Below are 17,333 nucleotides of genomic sequence, written 5' to 3' on the forward strand. Positions count from 1 at the left end.
TCACGCTAACCGGCCGATGAGATACTGGCTGCCATGGCCCAGCGACCGAGCACCGGAACCATCGTGGTCTTCGGCGGTCGCAGCGAGATCGGCGTAGCCCTGGCCCGACGGCTTGCCTCCGGCCGGACGGTGGTGCTCGCTGCGCGCCGGCCCGACGACCTCGTCGACGAGTCCGCGCAGCTACGGGCGGCCGGCGCGACGGATGTGCACACCGTCGAATTCGACGCCGACGACACCGATACCCACACCGCGCTCGTCGACACGATCATCGGGCAGTACGGGCCGATCGAGGCCGTCATCATCGCGTTCGGCATCCTGGGCGACCAGACACGCGCCGAGTCCGACGTTGCGCACGCCCTGCAGATCGCGCACACCGACTATCTCGCCCAGATCAGCGTGTTGACCCCGCTCGCCAGGGGTTTGCGCGCCCAGGGTTCCGGCACGATCATCGTGTTCTCCTCGGTCGCCGGCATCCGCGTGCGCCGGGCCAACTACGTGTACGGCTCCACCAAGGCGGGACTGGACGGATTCGCCAGCGGCCTGTCGGACGCACTGCACGGCAGTGGGGTTCGGCTCCTGTTGGCTCGTCCCGGATTCGTCATCGGCGCGATGACGCGCGACCTCATGGCCTCCGGCGTGAAACCAGCACCGTTCTCGGTCGACGCCGGGCAAGTCGCCGACGCGGTGGCCGACGCCTACCACCGGGGCCGCGGAGAAGTCTGGATTCCCTGGGTCCTGCGGCCGATGTTCGTCGGCATGCGGATGGTGCCACGCGCCATCTGGCGGCGGTTGTCCCGATGATCGGACACGTCGTCGTGATCGGCATCGGTGCCGACGGCTGGGACGGGCTCGGCAAATCGGCCCGTGATCAGCTCGCCTCGGCCAGGGTCATCTACGGGTCGGCCCGCCAACTCGAGTTGCTGCCGGATCTGCCCGCGCGACAACGCCGATGGAACTCGCCCATGAGCGAACACCTGCACACCGTGCTCCACGCCGACGGTACGGACGACGGGGTCACCCACATCCTTGCCAGCGGAGACCCGATGTTCCACGGCGTCGGCACCACCATCGTGCGGGCGATCGGCGCCGAACGTGTCACCGTCATCCCGACCGTGTCGAGTGCCGCCCTCGCGTGCGCGCGGCTCGGATGGGACCTCACCGACGTCGGGATCGTCAGCACGGTGACCGCCGATCCCGAGTCGTTGCTGGATCGGGTCACGGACGGCCGTGACCTGCTGGTGCTCAGCCGCGACGACACCACTCCGGCAACCATCGCACGCGTGCTGACGGACAACGGTTTCGGCTGGTCGTCGGTCACCGTCCTCGAGCAGCTCGGCGGAGACCGTGAACGCATCGTCCGGGGGGTGGCCCGGACGTGGCACGAACCGGCAGGGGACCGTCTGAACATCGTGGCGATCAGCTGTGTGGGGCCGCGACGCAGCCGCACCCCCGGTCGGCCCGACGACGAGTACGACCACGACGGGCAGATCACCAAGCAGCCGATCCGGGCGCTCACCGTTGCCGCCCTCACGCCGTCGTACCGACAGCTGTTGTGGGACATAGGTTCCGGGTCCGGCAGTGTCGCCATCGAGTGGTTGCGTGCCGACCGCAGCGCCCGCGCGATCGCCTTCGAGCAGGACGAACTCCGGGCTGCGCGGCTCCGCGACAACGCCGTCCGCCACGGAGTCGGGGAACGCATCACCGTACTCGGAGCGGCGCCAGACGCCTTGGCGGCGGCGCCGGAGCCGGACAGCATATTCATCGGCGGCGGACTCGACCAGGCGTTGCTCGAGGCAATCTGGTGCGCCCTCTCGCCGGGCGGCCGTGTCGTGGCGAACGCGGTGACCGTCGAGAATCAGGCGCTGCTCACCGAATGGTATGGGCGCCATGGCGGTTCGCTGCGCAGACATGTGGTCGAGACCGCGGGTCCGCTCGGCACCATGACAACCTGGCGGCCATCGCTGCCGATCGTGCAATGGGTGGTGGACAAGCCATGACCGTCTTCGTCATCGGCGCAGGACCGGGCGCGCCGGATCTCATCACACTGCGCGGTGCGGCGATCCTCGGCCGATGCCAGACCTGCTTGTATGCGGGCTCGCTCGTGCCGGCCGAACTGCTCGATCGCTGCCCGCCGGACGCCGTGCTCGTCGACACCGCACGAATGCCGCTGGACGACATCGTCGACCACATCATCGCGGCAGACGCGGCCGGACACGACGTCGCGCGTCTGCATTCCGGCGATCCCTCCCTGTACTCGGCGATGGCCGAACAACGACGCGAACTCACTTCGCGCGGGATCGCGGTCGAGGTGGTGCCCGGGGTGCCCGCCTTCGCCGCGGCGGCCGCAGCACTCGACCGGGAACTCACGGTTCCCGGAGTCGGCCAGAGCCTGCTGATCACGCGGGTGTCGACATTGTCCACGGACATGCCGCCGGGGGAGGAGCTCGAGCGGCTCGCGGCCACGGGTGTCACCCTTGCGCTGCATCTGGCGGCACATCGCGCCGACCAGATCGTCGCGGCGCTGACACCGCATTACGGAGCGGAATGTCCCACGGCGACGGTGGCTTTCGCCAGCCGACACAATGAGCAGATCGTACGATGCCGCCTCGCCGACCTGGCATCCGCGTTGGCCGATGCGGGGATTCGGCGGACCGCGGTGATCTTCGTGGGCCGTGTGCTCGATCCGACCGAGCATCCCGCGGTCACCGACAGCTACCTCTACTCCGAGGCCCGGATGACCAAGCTGCGCACCGATGGGTGAACGGCCGGTCCTGCTGCTCGGCGGCACCGGCGAGGCGCGAGCACTCGCCGCCGAGCTCCACGAGGCGTCGATCCCCGTGATCAGCTCGCTGGCCGGTCGGGTGCGCGACCCGCGCCTGCCGGTCGGGGATGTGCGCATCGGTGGATTCGGCGGGGTTGACGGGCTCGCCGAGTGGATCCGCACCCACGACATCGCAGTGGTCGTGGATGCGACGCATCCGTTCGCCACCGCGATGACCGAACATGCTGCTGCCGTCGCCGAAACCGTCGGGACCCCGCTCCTGCGGTTGCGGAGACCCCAGTGGCACCCGGGTCCGGCCGACCACTGGGAATCCGTGCCGGACATGGTCGCCGCCGCAACAGCTGTCGCCGCGCGGGCATCCACGCACGACGATCTGCGCGTCTTCCTCACCACCGGTCGCCAGGACGTCGGGGTGTTCGCCGACATCGACGACGCCTGGTTTCTCATCCGCGTCGTGGATCCGCCGACGTCCGCGCTGCCCGCCCGACATCGGGTTCTGTCCTCACGTGGTCCCTACGACCTGGACAACGAGCGGCACCTGCTCCGCGAGAACGGCATCGACCTACTGGTGACGAAGAACAGCGGCGGAGCCCTCACCGAGGCGAAGCTCTCCGCGGCCGCCGAACTCGGAATCGACGTGGTGATGGTCCAACGACCGGCAGAACCCGCCACCGGCGACTCGGTCGCGACAGTGCCCGCGGCTCTGGATTGGGTCCGCGGTCACCTCTAGTGGTGTGTCTCGGAAACAGGTGGGTCAGTCGCCGTGGTGGCGCGGCGTGTACACGAGATCGCCGCCCGATCGCGACACCGCCGTGGTCGTCGACGATCCCACGATCAGCAGGGTGCGCATGTCCACGGATGCCGGGTCGAGGTCACCGACAGTCGTCGTGAGCAGGCGCTCCTGCGGTCCGCCGACATCCCGTCCGACGACGACCACCCGATCGGGCGACACGGTCTCCAGCAGAATCTCTTTGAGCTGACCCACCTGCCAGGTCCGGCTGGCCGATCCCGGGTTGTAAATCGCGACGACGAGATCGGCTGCGACGGCATGTCGCACGCGTTCGGCGATCACCTCCCACGGCTTGAGCCGATCCGACAACGAGATCACCGCGAAGTCGTGCCCGAGCGGTGCGCCGACGGCCGCGGCAACCGCGCTGGCCGCCGTGACGCCGGGGGACACCCGTACTGCGACATCGCGCCAGCGTGGCTCGGCAGCGACCTCGGCCACCGCCGACGCCATCGCGAACACCCCGGGATCACCCGAGGACACGACCGCGACCCGGGCACCTCGGGCGGCCAGGTCGAGCGCGAACTCCGCCCGCTCGGACTCCACCCGATTGTCGCTGGCGTGCACGCGTTGACCGGGGCGTGGGGTCACGCGCGCCAGATAGGTTTTGTACCCGACGAGATCGGTGGCGCGGGCGAGTTCGGCCTGCACCGCCGGGGTCGTGAGATCGTCGGCGCCCGGGCCCAACCCGATCACCACCACCTCACCCGCGACCGGTGTGGACGCGCGGTGCGGGTTGTTCCTCGGGCCGGGCACCACGACCATCGCGAAATAGGGCACCTGGGCGGGATCGACGTCGGCGACGGGAAGAACGCGCTGAACCGAGGTCGACGCACGTTCGACATACCACGCCTCGTCGACGCGGCCGGCGGCGACGAGAGCATCGCGAACGCGCGTGAACGTCCGCCCGAGTTTGAGAACCGCGATCGCATCGGCGGCCCGGAATCGGGCGACGAGTTCGACCGCCGGCAAGGTGCCCGGCACCACGGTCAACGTCTCGTCGCCCTCGACCAGCGGAATTCCGGTTGCGGCCGACGACGCGCTCACCGACGTCACGCCGGGAATGATCTCGGCGTCGAACTCGTCGACGAGCCGTTTGTGCATGTGCATGTACGAGCTGAAGAACAGTGGATCGCCCTCGGCCAACAGTGCGACCGCCCGCCCGGCACGCAGGTGTTCGGCCAGACGTGCAGCGCTCTCGGCGTAGAAGTCCTGCAGGGCGCCGGAGTAGCCACCCGGATGGTCGGTCGTCTCGGTGGTCACGGGATACATCAGCCGCTCTTCTATCTGACCATCACGAAGATACGGCGCAGCGACCGAGCGGGCGATGCTGTTGCCATGGCGTGCACAGTGATACGCCACGACGTCGGCGGACCCGATCACTCGTGCGGCCTTCACGGTGACCAGTTCGGGGTCACCGGGGCCGAGGCCCACACCCCAGAGTTTGCCTGCCGTTGCTGATGCCGGTTCTGACGTCACTGTCGTCGTCACTCCTCAGGACTCGCGAGCGCATTGATGGCCGCCGCGGTGATCGCGGATCCGCCGCGCCGGCCGGTGACCGTGATGAATTCGAGGTCGTCGCGGGCCGCGAGTGCAGCGCACGACTCGGCCGCGCCGACGAAGCCGACCGGTGCGCCGACGATCGCCGCCGGGCGCGGTGCTCCGTCGTCGATCATGTCCAGCAATGCGAACAGAGCCGTGGGGGCGTTACCGATCGCGACCACGGACCCGGCCAGCCGCGGCCGCCAGAATTCCAGCGCGGCAGCCGTTCTGGTGGTTCCCAGTCGTTCGGCGAGGGCCGGCAACGACGGTTCGGACAGATAGCAGCGCACCTCGTTGTCGGCGGGCAGGCGTTTGCGGGTGACGCCCGAGGCCACCATCGACGCGTCGCACAGGATCGGTGCGCCGCTCTGCAGCGCGGTCCGCGCGGCGCGCACGACCCCGTGGGTGGCAACCACATCGTCGGTGAGATCGGTCTGCCCGCACGCGTGGATCATCCGGACGACGACTCCGGCCACATCGGCCGCGAACGCGCTCAGATCGGATTCGGCGCGGATGGTGGCAAAGGACTGGCGATAGATCGCAGCGCCGTCACGCAGGTAGTCGGTCATGGTGCTCATGACCTTATCGACGCTGCGTGCGGTACCCGTCGTCGGGCGTCGCCTCGACGAGGAGGTGCCCCTCGGCGGGCGAGCCGCAGTGACGACCGCATCCCACCCAGTGCTGGCGTTCCTCGATCGGCCCACCGTCGCGGACCCGTGTCAGGAGGTCGGCACGCACCGGCGCGAGCGACTTCGCGCACCCTGGGGCGCCGACGCAACAACTCGCCAGCACCCACGGTGAGTTGGCATCGAAGATCAGCCCCATCGGGGCCAGGACCCGGACCACCGTCTCGGCCACTCCTTCACCGAGGTCGCAGAGCAGGATCTCGCGGTCGGGCGTGATGACGATCGGCGCCTCGACGGCGGCGAGGAACTCCGCGAGTCGCGCGGGAACCCGGGCCAGCTCCACCACGGCACCGAGCAGGATTGAGCCGTCGTCCTGTTCGAACCAGCCGACGGTCGGGCCGCCGTCGGCTGGTTGAGGGCCGCCGACGGCCGGCGCCAACCGTGTCCGGACCCGCGCGGTCAGAGCGGCCCGATCCTCGACCGTGAGGTCGGCGATCCGCCAGGTACCCGGTGCGATGTCGATCAGATCGTGCGCGACACCGAGGAGTGCATCGGCGACGGCATCCACACCGTTCGCCGATCCGACCGGTTCGTCGTCGACAAGGATGTCGTAGACAACGAGGGCGCCGGCGTCGTCGGTGCGCCGCGCGATCGCACCGACGTCGGGCCTGCGACGACGGATGTCGCCGCGGCCGTCGTCGATACCGAACAGGAACCGTCCGGACAGCGCCGACGATTCGTCGTCCGCGCGGAGGCGTTGATCGAGTGCATCAGCGAGCGCACGGACGTCGGCCACCCCGCCGATGCGTCCGGTCAAGGGGCTGACCTCGATGTTGCGTACCTTGTCATGCGTCGAGCTGGGCGCGAGTCCGGCCGCGACGACCGCATCGGCCACCGCGTCGACGTCGCGGATGCCGCGGAGCTGGATGTTCGCTCTCGCCGTGAGCTCGAGATGGCCGTCGCCGTGATCGGCTGCTGCCTGTGCGAGCACCTGCAACTGCTCGGGCCGGATCCGGCCGCCGGGCAGCCGGACCCGCGCGACCGCGCCGTCAGCCGCATCATGCGTGCTGAACACCCCGGGGCAGCGGTCGGCGACGTCGCGTCGGAAGGGCCGTGTCATCGTTCCAGCCTAGTGAGGCATGGCACCAGGCATCGCCGGTGTCCGTCCGCGGATCGATCAGGCGCGGGCGATGACCTCGCCATGCGGGATCAGGATCCATCCGTCGGGGTGCGCGGCCCAGTCGCGCCAGGCCTGCGAGATCGCCGCAAGGTCGGCCTCGGTGGCCAGTCCGCGTTCGAGCGCCATCTGACCGACCGACGAGTGAATCCGCTCGGCCCACATGCCACCCCACGTCGCCCGGTCGTCGGGCGTGGCGTAACACCACACCGACGCCGACGGGGTCACCTCGGTGAACCCGGCCTCGTGTGCCCACGCCAACAGTCGGCGTCCGGCGTCCGGTTCGGCGTCGTTGCCGCGGGCGACCTCTCGATAGATCGACAACCACGCGTCCAGGCGCTCGTCGACGGGCCACCAGTTGATGGCTGCGTAGTCCGCGTCGCGGACCGCCACCAGCCCACCCGGCCGTGTCACCCGCCGCATCTCCCGCAGTGCGGCCACCGGATCGGACAGATGCTGCAGGACCTGATGGGCATGAGTGATGTCGTAGCTGTCGTCGGGATCGGACAGTCGATAGGCGTCGTCGACGGCGAAATCGATGGTCAGCCCGCGTGCGGCCGCGGTCGTCCGTGCTTGTGGGAGCGGCGCCTCGGTGATCTCGACGCCGCGTACCCGCCCCGGTGCCACCGCTGCGGCGAGATCGGCCGTGATGCTGCCCGGACCGCATCCCACGTCCAGCAGATCGAGTCCCGGCCGCAGGTGGGGCAGGAGGTAGGCGGCGGAGTTCGCGACGGTGCGGGCCGCATGACTGTTGACCACCACCGCAGGATGACCGTGGGTGTAGGTGTCCTGATCGGGCATTGCCGCCTCCAAATCAAAATCTCATATAGTGAGATATATCGTCCGTATAGTGAAATGATAGCCGTGGACGGGGAGTCGGGCAACGCCGGGTGAAACGGTAGGCCGCCCTCGGCTAGGCTGAAGCGAACCCAGAGCGGCAGAAGCCGGTGCAAGGCCGGCGCGGTCGCGCCACTGTGACGGAGGCCGGGTCGGCGACGATCGGTCTTTCGGAGTCAGACCTGCGCCTCGGGGTCCGCACCATTCAGTACGACGACGCACCCGGGCGCGCCTCCCGGCGAGGAGATCTCATGATCCTGCTGCTCTCGACCTCCGACACCGACCTGATCACCGCGGCCGCCTGCGCCGCGGACTTCACCGGAGCCAACCCGTCGCGGATCCTCGTCGACGACATCCCGACGCTCGCGGCCGACGCCGACCTGATCGTCGTACGCATCCTGGGCGGCACCCGCGCCTGGGAGGAGGGGCTCGCCGCCGTGGCTGCCACCGGGAAACCGCTGGTGGTCTGCTCCGGTGAACAGCAGCCCGACCCCGACCTCATGGCGCACTCCACCGTTCCCGCCGGTGTGGTCGCCGATGCGCACAACTACCTGGCGGCCGGTGGTGTCGACAACCTGGTCAATCTGCACAACTTCCTGTCCGACACCGTTCTGCTCACCGGTCTCGGATTCGAACCACCGCACGAGACGCCGGCGTGGGGCGTGCTCGAACGAACGGCATCGGTCGAGGACGAGACGGGTACCGACGCGCCGCGGCCCACCATCGCGATCCTCTACTACCGAGCCCAGCATCTGGCGGGGAACACCCGCTACATCGAGGCACTGTGCGCCGCGGTCGAGCAACGAGGTGGCCGTGCCCTGCCGGTGTTCTGCGCGTCGTTGCGCACCGCTCCCGACGACCTGATCGACCTCCTCGGCACCGCCGACGCGCTCGTCGTCACCGTCCTCGCCGCGGGCGGCGCCACTCCCGCGACAGCATCGGCCGGTGGGGACGACGACGCCTGGAACATCGCACGACTCGCGGCCCTCGACGTCCCGATCCTGCAGGGGCTGTGCCTGACCGGGTCCCGCGCCGACTGGGCCGCCACCGACGACGGCCTGTCGCCGCTGGATGTGGCGACCCAGGTCGCGGTGCCGGAGTTCGACGGCCGCATCATCACCGTCCCGTTCTCCTTCAAGGAGTTCGACGACAACGGCCTGCCCTGGTACCAACCGGACCCCGAGCGGTGTGATCGGGTCGCCGGGATCGCGGTCGCCCACGCCCGGCTGCGCACCATCGCGCCGGCGGATCGGCGGGTCGCGCTCATGCTCTCCGCGTACCCGACCAAACACGCGCGCATCGGCAACGCCGTCGGACTCGACACCCCCCGAAGCCTGCTGCACCTGCTGCACGCCCTCGCGGCGGCCGGATACGACATCGGTCCGACCGACGGGCCCGACGCCATCCCCGGCTTTGCCGAAGCGGACTCGGACGCCCTCATCCACGCAATCGTCGAGACCGGTGGTCAAGACTCCGATTGGCTCACCGAGGAGACTCTCGCCGCCAACCCGATCCGGGTGTCGGCCGACGACTACCGCCGCTGGTTCGCCGGACTCGACGAACAGTTGCGCTCGGCGGTCGAGCAGCACTGGGGGCCGGCACCCGGCGAGCTCTTCGTCGACCGCTCCGCCAACCCCGACGGTGACATCGTGGTCGCCGCGATGCGGTTCGGGAACATCGTGCTGATGGTGCAGCCGCCCCGCGGGTTCGGCGAGAATCCGGTCGCGATCTACCACGACCCCGACCTCCCGCCGTCGCACCACTATCTGGCGTCCTACCGCTGGCTCACCGGACGGGGCGAAACCGAGACGGACATAGCGGGTTTCGGCGCCGACGCGATCGTGCACGTCGGCAAGCACGGCAACCTCGAATGGTTGCCGGGCAAGACCCTCGGCATGTCCGCCTCCTGTGGAACCGACGCCGCGCTCGGCGACGTGCCGCTGATCTATCCCTTCCTCGTCAACGATCCGGGCGAGGGCACCCAGGCCAAGCGCCGAGCGCACGCGGTGCTCGTCGACCACCTCATCCCTCCGATGGCCCGCGCCGAGTCCTACGGCGACATCGCCCGGCTCGAGCAACTCCTCGACGAACACGCGAACATCTCCGCCCTGGATCCCGCGAAACTCCCCGCGATCCGTCAGCAGATCTGGACGTTGCTGACCGCGGCCAAGATGGACCAGGACCTCGGGCTCGCCGAACGTCCCGACGAGGAGGTCTTCGACGACATGCTGCTGCACGTCGACGGCTGGCTCTGTGAGATCAAGGACGTCCAGATCCGCGACGGACTGCACGTCCTGGGTCAGGCGCCGGCCGACGACAGCGAGGTCGACCTCGTCCTCGCGATGGTGCGGGCGCGCCAGTTGTGGGGTGGCAACCAAGCACTTCCCGGTCTGCGCGAAGCACTGGGCCTGCACGAGGACGGCTCCGCCGCCCGAGGCGACATCGACGACATCGAGGCGACCGCCCGCGGCCTCATCGCGAGCTGCGCGAAAGGGGAGTGGACTGCGGAGGCCATCACCGAGGCTGCGGCGGGCCACCCTGGCGCCGTCGCCGACGTCCTGGACTTCGCCGCGACCGAGGTCGTCCCGCGGCTCCGGCAGACAGATCGCGAGATCGATCAGATCCTGCGAGCCCTCGACGGACGTTTCATCGAGGCCGGACCCAGCGGTTCACCCTTGCGCGGCCTGATCAACGTCCTGCCGACCGGGCGTAACTTCTACTCGGTCGACCCCAAGGCGGTTCCGTCCCGACTCGCGTGGGAAACCGGACGAGCGCTTGCCGATTCACTGCTCGAGCGGTATGTCTCCGAGCACGGGACATATCCGGCATCTGTGGGACTGTCGGTCTGGGGAACCAGCGCGATGCGCACCTCCGGCGACGACATCGCCGAGGTCCTGGCGCTGCTCGGAGTGATGCCGGTTTGGGACGAGGCGTCGCGGCGGGTCCGCGACCTCGAGCTGATCGGTCTCGAGGAGCTCGGCCGTCCCCGCATCGACGTCACCGTTCGCATCTCCGGGTTCTTCCGGGACGCGTTCCCGCACGTCGTCACGATGCTCGATGACGCCGTCGCGCTCGCCGCGACCGCTGACGAGCGCGACGACGAGAACTTCGTCGCCGCTCATTACCGCGCATCGATGGCCGACCACGGCGACCCGCGACGGGCCGCAACCCGCATCTTCGGTTCCAAGCCGGGCACCTACGGTGCCGGCCTGCTGCAACTGATCGACTCGCGCGAATGGCGTAGCGACGCCGACCTGGCGCAGGTCTACACCGAATGGGGTGGCTACGCATACGGGCGCGACCTGGCAGGTGTCCCCGCCGTCGACGACATGCGCGCGGCCTACCGACGCATCGCGGTCGCCGCGAAGAACACCGACACCCGCGAGCACGACATCGCCGACTCCGACGACTACTTCCAGTACCACGGCGGCATGGTCGCGACCGTGCGTGCGCTCACCGGTACATCGCCCGACGCCTACATCGGCGACAGCACCCGCCCGGACTCCGTCCGCACCCGCACACTGTCCGAGGAGACGAGTCGGGTCTTCCGCGCCCGGGTGGTCAATCCTCGATGGATCTCGGCGATGCAGCGCCACGGTTACAAGGGCGCCTTCGAGATGGCCGCGACCGTCGACTATCTGTTCGGCTACGACGCGACGACGAACGTGGTCGCCGACTGGATGTACGAGAAGCTCACCGAGTCCTACGTCCTCAACGAGGACAATCAGCGGTTCATGCAGCAGTCCAACCCGTGGGCGCTGCACGGGATCGCCGAACGCCTGCTCGAGGCCGTCGAGCGCGACATGTGGACCGAGCCCCCCACGGAGATGCTCGACGCGCTCCGGGCTGTCTATCTGCAGGCCGAAGGCGACATCGAGGGCCGCAACGACTGATCGCTCATCGATCCGGGTGAGAAACCTGCCGGATTCGGGAGAAAACCGCCACTCTCGCTCGTTGCACCGAGTAGAGGCCCGCGACCGGCAACGGGACGTCGGCGCCACTTCATTCTCGGAAAGGCAGAGGGTCCGATGCGGATGCTGTACGTGATCGCCTACGTGGCGATCGAGATCGGTGCGTTTGTGGCCATGGCGCACTTCCTCGGCTTCGGCTGGGCGGTGTTGATCACGCTGGCCGCGGTCGTCGCCGGCTTCGCGCTGCTCCAGCAGCAGGGTCGGAAGGTCTTCGCAGAGCTGCGCCGTGCCTCGCGGAACGAGGTCGACCCACGCGGCCCGCTCAGCGACACCGCGCTCCTGGCCGCGGCCAGTCTGCTCATGGTCATGCCGGGAGTCGTGTCGACGGTCGTCGGTCTGGTGCTGCTGGCCCCGCCGGTCCGCAAGGTTATGCGCCCGGTGGTCGCGACCGTCGGTGCACGTCGATTCGCGGCGACCATGGATCGCGCGGGCATCTACGCGAGCGGCATGTACGTCGGTCGCGGCACCGTCATCGACGGCACGGTGGTCGATGACGGTGGCACGGTCGGCAGGCAGTCGACCCCGCCCGCGGCCGATCCCGGTGATCGAGGCCTGCCTCGGGGCCACTGACGGCCCGCCCCCGCCCTCAGGGCACACTTGAGCACCGTGACAACAGAACTGCTTCTGGGCGGATTCGTCTATTCCCCGGCCGCGCCCGACGCCACCGCGATGGCTGTCACCGACGGCGTCGTCGTGTGGGTGGGCAGCGACGATGTCGGCCGTGCACTCCATCCCGATGCGCAGGTCACCGATCTGCAGGGCCGATTTGTGGCACCCGGTTTCGTCGATTCGCACGTTCACCTGACCTCTACCGGCCTGGCGCTGGCCGGACTCACCCTGAACGACGCCACCGACCGGTCCGACTGCCTGCGTCGTGTCGCGCATTACGCCGCGCACACGGATGACGGCGAGCTGATCTGGGGACTCGGCTGGGACGACTCGCGCTGGTCAGGCGTCGATCCGGACGACCGACGGTTCCCGACGACCATCGAGATCGACGCGGTGGTCGGCAATCTGCCCGCCTATCTGGCCCGGATCGACGAACATTCCGCGGTGGCGTCCTCGGCGTTGCGACGGCTGGTGCCCGACCTGGCCGATGCCGTCGGATACCACCCCGAGGAACCTTTGGTCGCCGAGGCGCATCACCTCGTGCGCGGCGCAGCCCGACAACTCGTCACCTCGGGACAGCGCACCCGGGCGCAACGACGAGCGCTGGACCACGCCGCCGCCCACGGGGTGGTCTCGGTTCACGAGAACGGTGGGCCCGACATCAGCGGGCTCGAGGACTTTCTCTCGCTGGCCGTTCTCGATCACCCCGTCGAGGTCCGCCGCTACTGGGGACAGGCCGTCCAGAGTGCCGATCACGCGCGAGAACTGTTGGCCATCAGCCATGCGGACGCGCTCGCGGGCGACCTGTTCATCGACGGTGCCATCGGATCGCACACGGCGTGGCTGACCGAGCCCTACTCCGACGATCCCCATCACAGTGGCATCACCTACCTCGACTACGAGACGATTCGCGATCACATCCGGTCCTGTACGGAGATCGGCGTCCAGGCAGGTTTCCATGTCATCGGGGATGCCGCCACCGCCACGGTGGTCGCCGCCTTCGACGAACTCGCCGCCGACCTGGGCACACCGGCTCTGGCCCGCTGCGCCCACCGTCTCGAGCACGCCGAGATGGTGTCCGCCGAGCAGGCCGCACTCCTGGCGCGGTGCGGTGTGGTGGCGAGCATGCAGCCACTCTTCGACGCCGAATGGGGCGGAAGCGGGGATCTCTACGAGCAGCGCCTCGGCGTGTCGCGGACCGCCGGCCTGAACAACTTCGCCGGCCACGCCCGCGCAGGGTTGATCCTGGCGTTCTCCTCTGATGCTCCCGTCACCCCGATCGACCCCTGGTCGTCGATCCGGGCGGCCGTCCACCACAACCAGCCGCGCAACGCGATCTCGGCCCGGGGTGCCTTCGCCGCCGCCACACGAGGCGGCTGGCGCGCGGCCGGCATCAACGACGGACTGACCGGCACCCTCGTGCCCGGCGCCCCCGCGAGCTACGCGGTCTGGGAGATCGACGACCTCGTCGTCGCCGGGTCTCACGAGAGTGTGCAACGCTGGTCGACCGACCCCCGTTCGCGGGTCCCTGCGCTGCCGGACATCGCGCCCGGCGCGCGTCTGCCGCGGTGTGTGCGGACCGTGCACAACGAGACCGTCCTGTTCGACGCGACGGTCAGCGGCGGGTCCGCGTGACCTGGACGTCGAACGGTCGGATCGTGTGGTCGATCCGAACCGTGATCGCCGCCCTCTCCGGTCTTGCGATGTGGGCCGCCTTCCCGCCGCGCAACCTCTGGTTCCTGGCGGTGGTCGGCCTCGGTCTGCTGGCCGCCGTACTCGGTGCCGGCAGACCCCGGGCGCGCACCGGCGCGTGGCTCGGATTCGTGTTCGGCCTCGCATTCTTCGTGCCGCTGCTGCCATGGATCGGGGTGTATGTCGGGCCGTTGCCGTGGCTCGCGCTCGCGGCCGTGTTGGCCCTCTACCTGGCGTTGTTCGGGCTGGTCGCCACCGTGTCGATGCGCCTGCCGGTCCCGCCGATCTGGTTCACGGTGTCGTGGGTGGCCGTCGAGGGTCTTCGTTCGGCGTTCCCGTTCGGCGGATTTCCGTGGGGCAGGGCCGCCTTCAGCCAGGTCGACGGTCCGCTGCTGCCGTTGGCGTCTGCGCTGGGGGCGCCGGGACTGTCCGCGGCGGTGGCGCTGCTCGGTGCGTCGATCGCCTGGTTGTGCCTGGTCTCCATCCGCGCGTTGCGTGACGGCGAGTATCACGGCCGTGCGGTGGTGCGCACCGCGGCCCTGGCCGTCGTGCTGGCCCTGGTCGGTCCTGTCGCCGCCATCGCGCTGACCCCGGCCACGGTCGATCGGAATGTCGCCTCCGAGTCGGCGCACGTCGCGGCCGTGCAGGGCAACGTTCCGCGCCTGGGACTGGAGTTCAACGCCCAGCGCAGGGCGGTGCTCGACAACCACGTCCGCGAGACCGATGCGCTCGCAGATGCCGTCCGAATCGGTACGGCCGATCAGCCCGACTTCGTGGCGTGGCCGGAGAACGCTTCGGACATCTCTCCACTGACCAACCCGGACGCCGCACAGGAGATAACCGCGGCGTCGGTCTCGGTCGGCGCACCGATCCTGGTGGGCACGCTGGTGATGAACCCCGACGGCCGCCCCACCAACACAGTGCTGGTGTGGGATCAGGAGCGTGGGCCGGTCGACCGCTACGACAAGCACATCGTGCAGCCGTTCGGCGAATACCTGCCCTGGCGGAGTTTCTTCTCGATGTTCTCCTCGTACGCCGACATGGCCGGCAATTTCCGGCCCGGCACCGGGTCATCTGTGCTGGACGTCCCGGGCCGCTCGGGTCCGGTGCAGGTGGGCGTGTCCACGTGCTGGGAGGTCGCGTTCGATCATTCGGCCCGCAAGGCCGTCGACGACGGGGCCCAGATCTTGTACGTGCCGACCAACAACGCCACATTCGGCCGCACGGAGATGACCTATCAGCAGCTCGCGATGTCGCAGGTGCGAGCGGTCGAACACGGACGGGCGGTTGTGGTGGCCGCCACCAGTGGGGTCAGCGCGATCATCGATCCCGACGGGATGATCGTCGCCCAGACCGGCATCTTCACCTCGGATGTCCTGTCGAGTCGACTACCCCTGCACACCGACCGCACACTGGCGACCCGCCTCGGCGACTGGCCGAAGTGGATAGCGACGGTGGTGGCGGTGCTGGGTTTTTTGTTCGCGCTGACGCGGCATACTAGGTTCTCTCTGAGGTCACGCGCCACGCGTAGCCGCGACACCGACGATGCTGACGCCGATACGGCCCAGCCGAGCGGCACGGCCGAGACGGTGGAATCGGCGGGGCCGAAGGATGAGACAAAGGAGTTCGGTGGCATTGGATAGTCCGACAGCGGGTAGTCCATCGGCCGAACACGGGCCGGAGAGCACTGGGCCCGCCGACGACGCGCAAGCGGTCGTCGGCGACCGGGGCGAGCGGGCACTGGTCGTCATCCCGACGTTCAACGAGCGGGAGAATCTGCCGACGATCATCTCGCGGCTGCAGACGAATCTCGCCGGGATCCACGTCCTGGTGGTCGACGATTCCAGCCCGGACGGAACCGGTGACGTGGCCGATCAGATCGCCGCCGACGACGCGGCGGGTCGCGTTCACGTCATGCACCGCACCGACAAGGACGGGCTGGGTAAGGCGTATCTGGCCGGGTTCGCCTGGGGACTCGAACGCGAGTACACGACGATCATCGAGATGGATGCCGACGGCAGCCATGCTCCCGAACAGCTCCACCGCCTGCTGGACGCGATCAACGCGGGAGCGGACCTGGTGATCGGCTCGCGCTACGTCTCCGGGGGTCGGCTCGTCAACTGGCCCAAACACCGTGAGATCCTGTCGCGCGGGGCCAACACGTACGCGCGCATCGCCCTGGGTGCCAAGGTCAACGACATCACAGCCGGTTTCCGCGCCTATCGTCGGCAGGTGCTGGAGAAGATCGAACTCGACTCCGTCGAATCGGCCGGATACTGCTTCCAGATCGACCTGGCCTGGCGTGCCGTGCGCGCCGGTTTCGACGTCCGCGAGGTGCCGATCACGTTCACCGAACGCGAGATCGGGGAATCCAAGATGAGCGGTGGCGTGATGACCGAGGCGTTCTTCATGGTCGCGCGATGGGGAATCGAGAGCCGTCTGGACCGGTTCGGGCGCAAGCGCCGCTGAGGCGGGTGCACGCATCCAGGTACCGCCCATCACCATCGGTTCCCTGAGGAACGAGCGATGCGTCACCACCCGGTCCCTGAGGAGCCCGCGAACGAAGTGAGCGTGCGTCACCACCCGGTCCCTGAGGAGCCCGCGAACGAAGTGAGCGTGCGTCACCACCCGGTCCCTGAGGAGTCCGCGAACGAAGTGAGCGTGCGTCACGAAGGGCCCTTCGTGAAGCTCGCTCCTCAGGGAGCGGTGTGCTCCGCGCGCTCCTGAGGGAGCGGTGTGCTCCGCTGGCTCCTGAGGGAGCGGGTGCACTGCTCGCCTCGGGGAGCAGGGTGATCCGCTGGCTCCCGAGCGGAAGTGGTCGCTCTCCGCAGGGCTCGAGCGTCGGCCGCAACAAACACAGCGGCCGAGCGAGTCGATGGACTCACCCGGCCGCTGTGGATACTGCGATCAGTTCGTGACGCCCTTACGGCGCTGCTTGAGCAGTTCGAGCCGCTCATTGAGCAGCACCTCGAGCTCCTCCTCGGAACGACGTTCGAGCAGCATGTCCCAGTGCGTACGCGGCGGCTTGGCCTTCTTCTCCTCAGGCGCTGCACCCTCGAGCAGGGTGCCCTCCATACCGTTCTTGCAGGGCCACTTCGACGGCACCTCAGCATCGTCGGCGAAGGGAACGTCGAAGATCTCTCCGTTGTCGGTGCGGTACTGGACGATACGTCGTGGCGCGAGGTCGTGATCGCGATCGGTTTCGTAGCTCACCGCACCGAGGCGGCTACCCCGAAGTACTCGATCTGCCATTGACATTCCTCTCAACATTTCGTCGGGCTTTGTTCATTCTACGCGCTCATCGGGACGC

14 protein-coding genes are annotated in these 17,333 nt (G+C 68.8%); 9 read left to right on the forward strand and 5 right to left on the reverse strand.

Going from position 1 to position 17,333, the window contains the following annotated elements:
• The first annotated feature begins 33 nt into the window (after positions 1–33).
• The 4 genes from dprE2 to AC4AMJ_RS06955 are packed head-to-tail and all read left to right on the forward strand — an operon-like array spanning position 34 to position 3,512.
• Positions 34–801 carry a decaprenylphospho-beta-D-erythro-pentofuranosid-2-ulose 2-reductase gene (dprE2, locus tag AC4AMJ_RS06940; RefSeq protein WP_489917599.1) on the forward strand — a complete coding sequence of 256 codons (768 nt, stop codon included), beginning with the start codon at positions 34–36 and terminating at the stop codon, positions 799–801.
• On the forward strand, positions 798–1,997 hold the full coding sequence (gene cbiE, locus AC4AMJ_RS06945) for a precorrin-6y C5,15-methyltransferase (decarboxylating) subunit CbiE (RefSeq protein WP_489917600.1): 1,200 nt from the start codon (positions 798–800) through the stop codon (positions 1,995–1,997). The genes dprE2 and cbiE overlap by 4 nt, the downstream gene beginning before the upstream one ends.
• Positions 1,994–2,761: a precorrin-4 C(11)-methyltransferase gene (cobM, locus tag AC4AMJ_RS06950; RefSeq protein WP_489917601.1), complete on the forward strand. Its 768-nt coding sequence runs from the start codon at positions 1,994–1,996 to the stop codon at positions 2,759–2,761. Before cbiE ends, cobM begins: the two co-directional genes overlap by 4 nt.
• Positions 2,754–3,512: a cobalt-precorrin-6A reductase gene (locus tag AC4AMJ_RS06955; protein WP_489917602.1), complete on the forward strand. Its 759-nt coding sequence runs from the start codon at positions 2,754–2,756 to the stop codon at positions 3,510–3,512. Before cobM ends, AC4AMJ_RS06955 begins: the two co-directional genes overlap by 8 nt.
• 24 nt (positions 3,513–3,536) lie before the next feature.
• Here the strand turns inward: AC4AMJ_RS06955 and AC4AMJ_RS06960 are convergent, their stop codons facing one another.
• From AC4AMJ_RS06960 to AC4AMJ_RS06975, 4 genes are read right to left on the reverse strand one after another with little or no spacing between them, the layout of a single operon-like run.
• Positions 3,537–5,048 (reverse strand): precorrin-2 C(20)-methyltransferase, encoded by a 1,512-nt coding sequence (locus AC4AMJ_RS06960; RefSeq protein WP_489917603.1) that lies wholly within the window; start codon positions 5,046–5,048, stop codon positions 3,537–3,539.
• Positions 5,049–5,056: 8 nt separating this feature from the next.
• Positions 5,057–5,680 carry a precorrin-8X methylmutase gene (locus AC4AMJ_RS06965; RefSeq protein WP_489918389.1) on the reverse strand — a complete coding sequence of 208 codons (624 nt, stop codon included), beginning with the start codon at positions 5,678–5,680 and terminating at the stop codon, positions 5,057–5,059.
• A 13-nt stretch (positions 5,681–5,693) separates the two neighbouring features.
• Entirely contained in the window at positions 5,694–6,857 is a 1,164-nt protein-coding gene (locus AC4AMJ_RS06970) for a precorrin-3B synthase (RefSeq protein ID WP_489917604.1), read from the reverse strand.
• 57 nt (positions 6,858–6,914) lie between these two features.
• Positions 6,915–7,715 (reverse strand): methyltransferase domain-containing protein, encoded by an 801-nt coding sequence (locus tag AC4AMJ_RS06975; RefSeq protein ID WP_489917605.1) that lies wholly within the window; start codon positions 7,713–7,715, stop codon positions 6,915–6,917.
• A gap of 287 nt (positions 7,716–8,002) precedes the next feature.
• Here AC4AMJ_RS06975 and cobN point away from each other — a divergent pair, with 287 nt between their 5' ends.
• The 5 genes from cobN (at position 8,003) to AC4AMJ_RS07000 (ending at position 16,492) form a co-directional block, all read left to right on the forward strand.
• On the forward strand, positions 8,003–11,644 hold the full coding sequence (cobN, locus tag AC4AMJ_RS06980) for a cobaltochelatase subunit CobN (RefSeq protein WP_489917606.1): 3,642 nt from the start codon (positions 8,003–8,005) through the stop codon (positions 11,642–11,644).
• Positions 11,645–11,779: 135 nt separating this feature from the next.
• Entirely contained in the window at positions 11,780–12,292 is a 513-nt protein-coding gene (locus AC4AMJ_RS06985) for an FxsA family protein (protein WP_489917607.1), read from the forward strand.
• A gap of 36 nt (positions 12,293–12,328) precedes the next feature.
• Positions 12,329–13,966: an amidohydrolase gene (locus tag AC4AMJ_RS06990; RefSeq protein WP_489917608.1), complete on the forward strand. Its 1,638-nt coding sequence runs from the start codon at positions 12,329–12,331 to the stop codon at positions 13,964–13,966.
• Between the two features lie 68 nt (positions 13,967–14,034).
• On the forward strand, positions 14,035–15,666 hold the full coding sequence (gene lnt / locus AC4AMJ_RS06995; RefSeq protein ID WP_489918390.1) for an apolipoprotein N-acyltransferase: 1,632 nt from the start codon (positions 14,035–14,037) through the stop codon (positions 15,664–15,666).
• A 97-nt stretch (positions 15,667–15,763) separates the two neighbouring features.
• Entirely contained in the window at positions 15,764–16,492 is a 729-nt protein-coding gene (locus AC4AMJ_RS07000) for a polyprenol monophosphomannose synthase (protein ID WP_489900881.1), read from the forward strand.
• Positions 16,493–16,930: 438 nt separating this feature from the next.
• Here AC4AMJ_RS07000 and AC4AMJ_RS07005 read toward each other — a convergent pair whose 3' ends face one another.
• Complete coding sequence (locus tag AC4AMJ_RS07005) at positions 16,931–17,275, reverse strand: RNA polymerase-binding protein RbpA (protein ID WP_489895267.1); 345 nt, start codon at positions 17,273–17,275, stop codon at positions 16,931–16,933.
• Between the last annotated feature and the right edge of the window lie 58 nt (positions 17,276–17,333).

The organism is Gordonia sp. LMA484, from assembly GCF_058129505.1.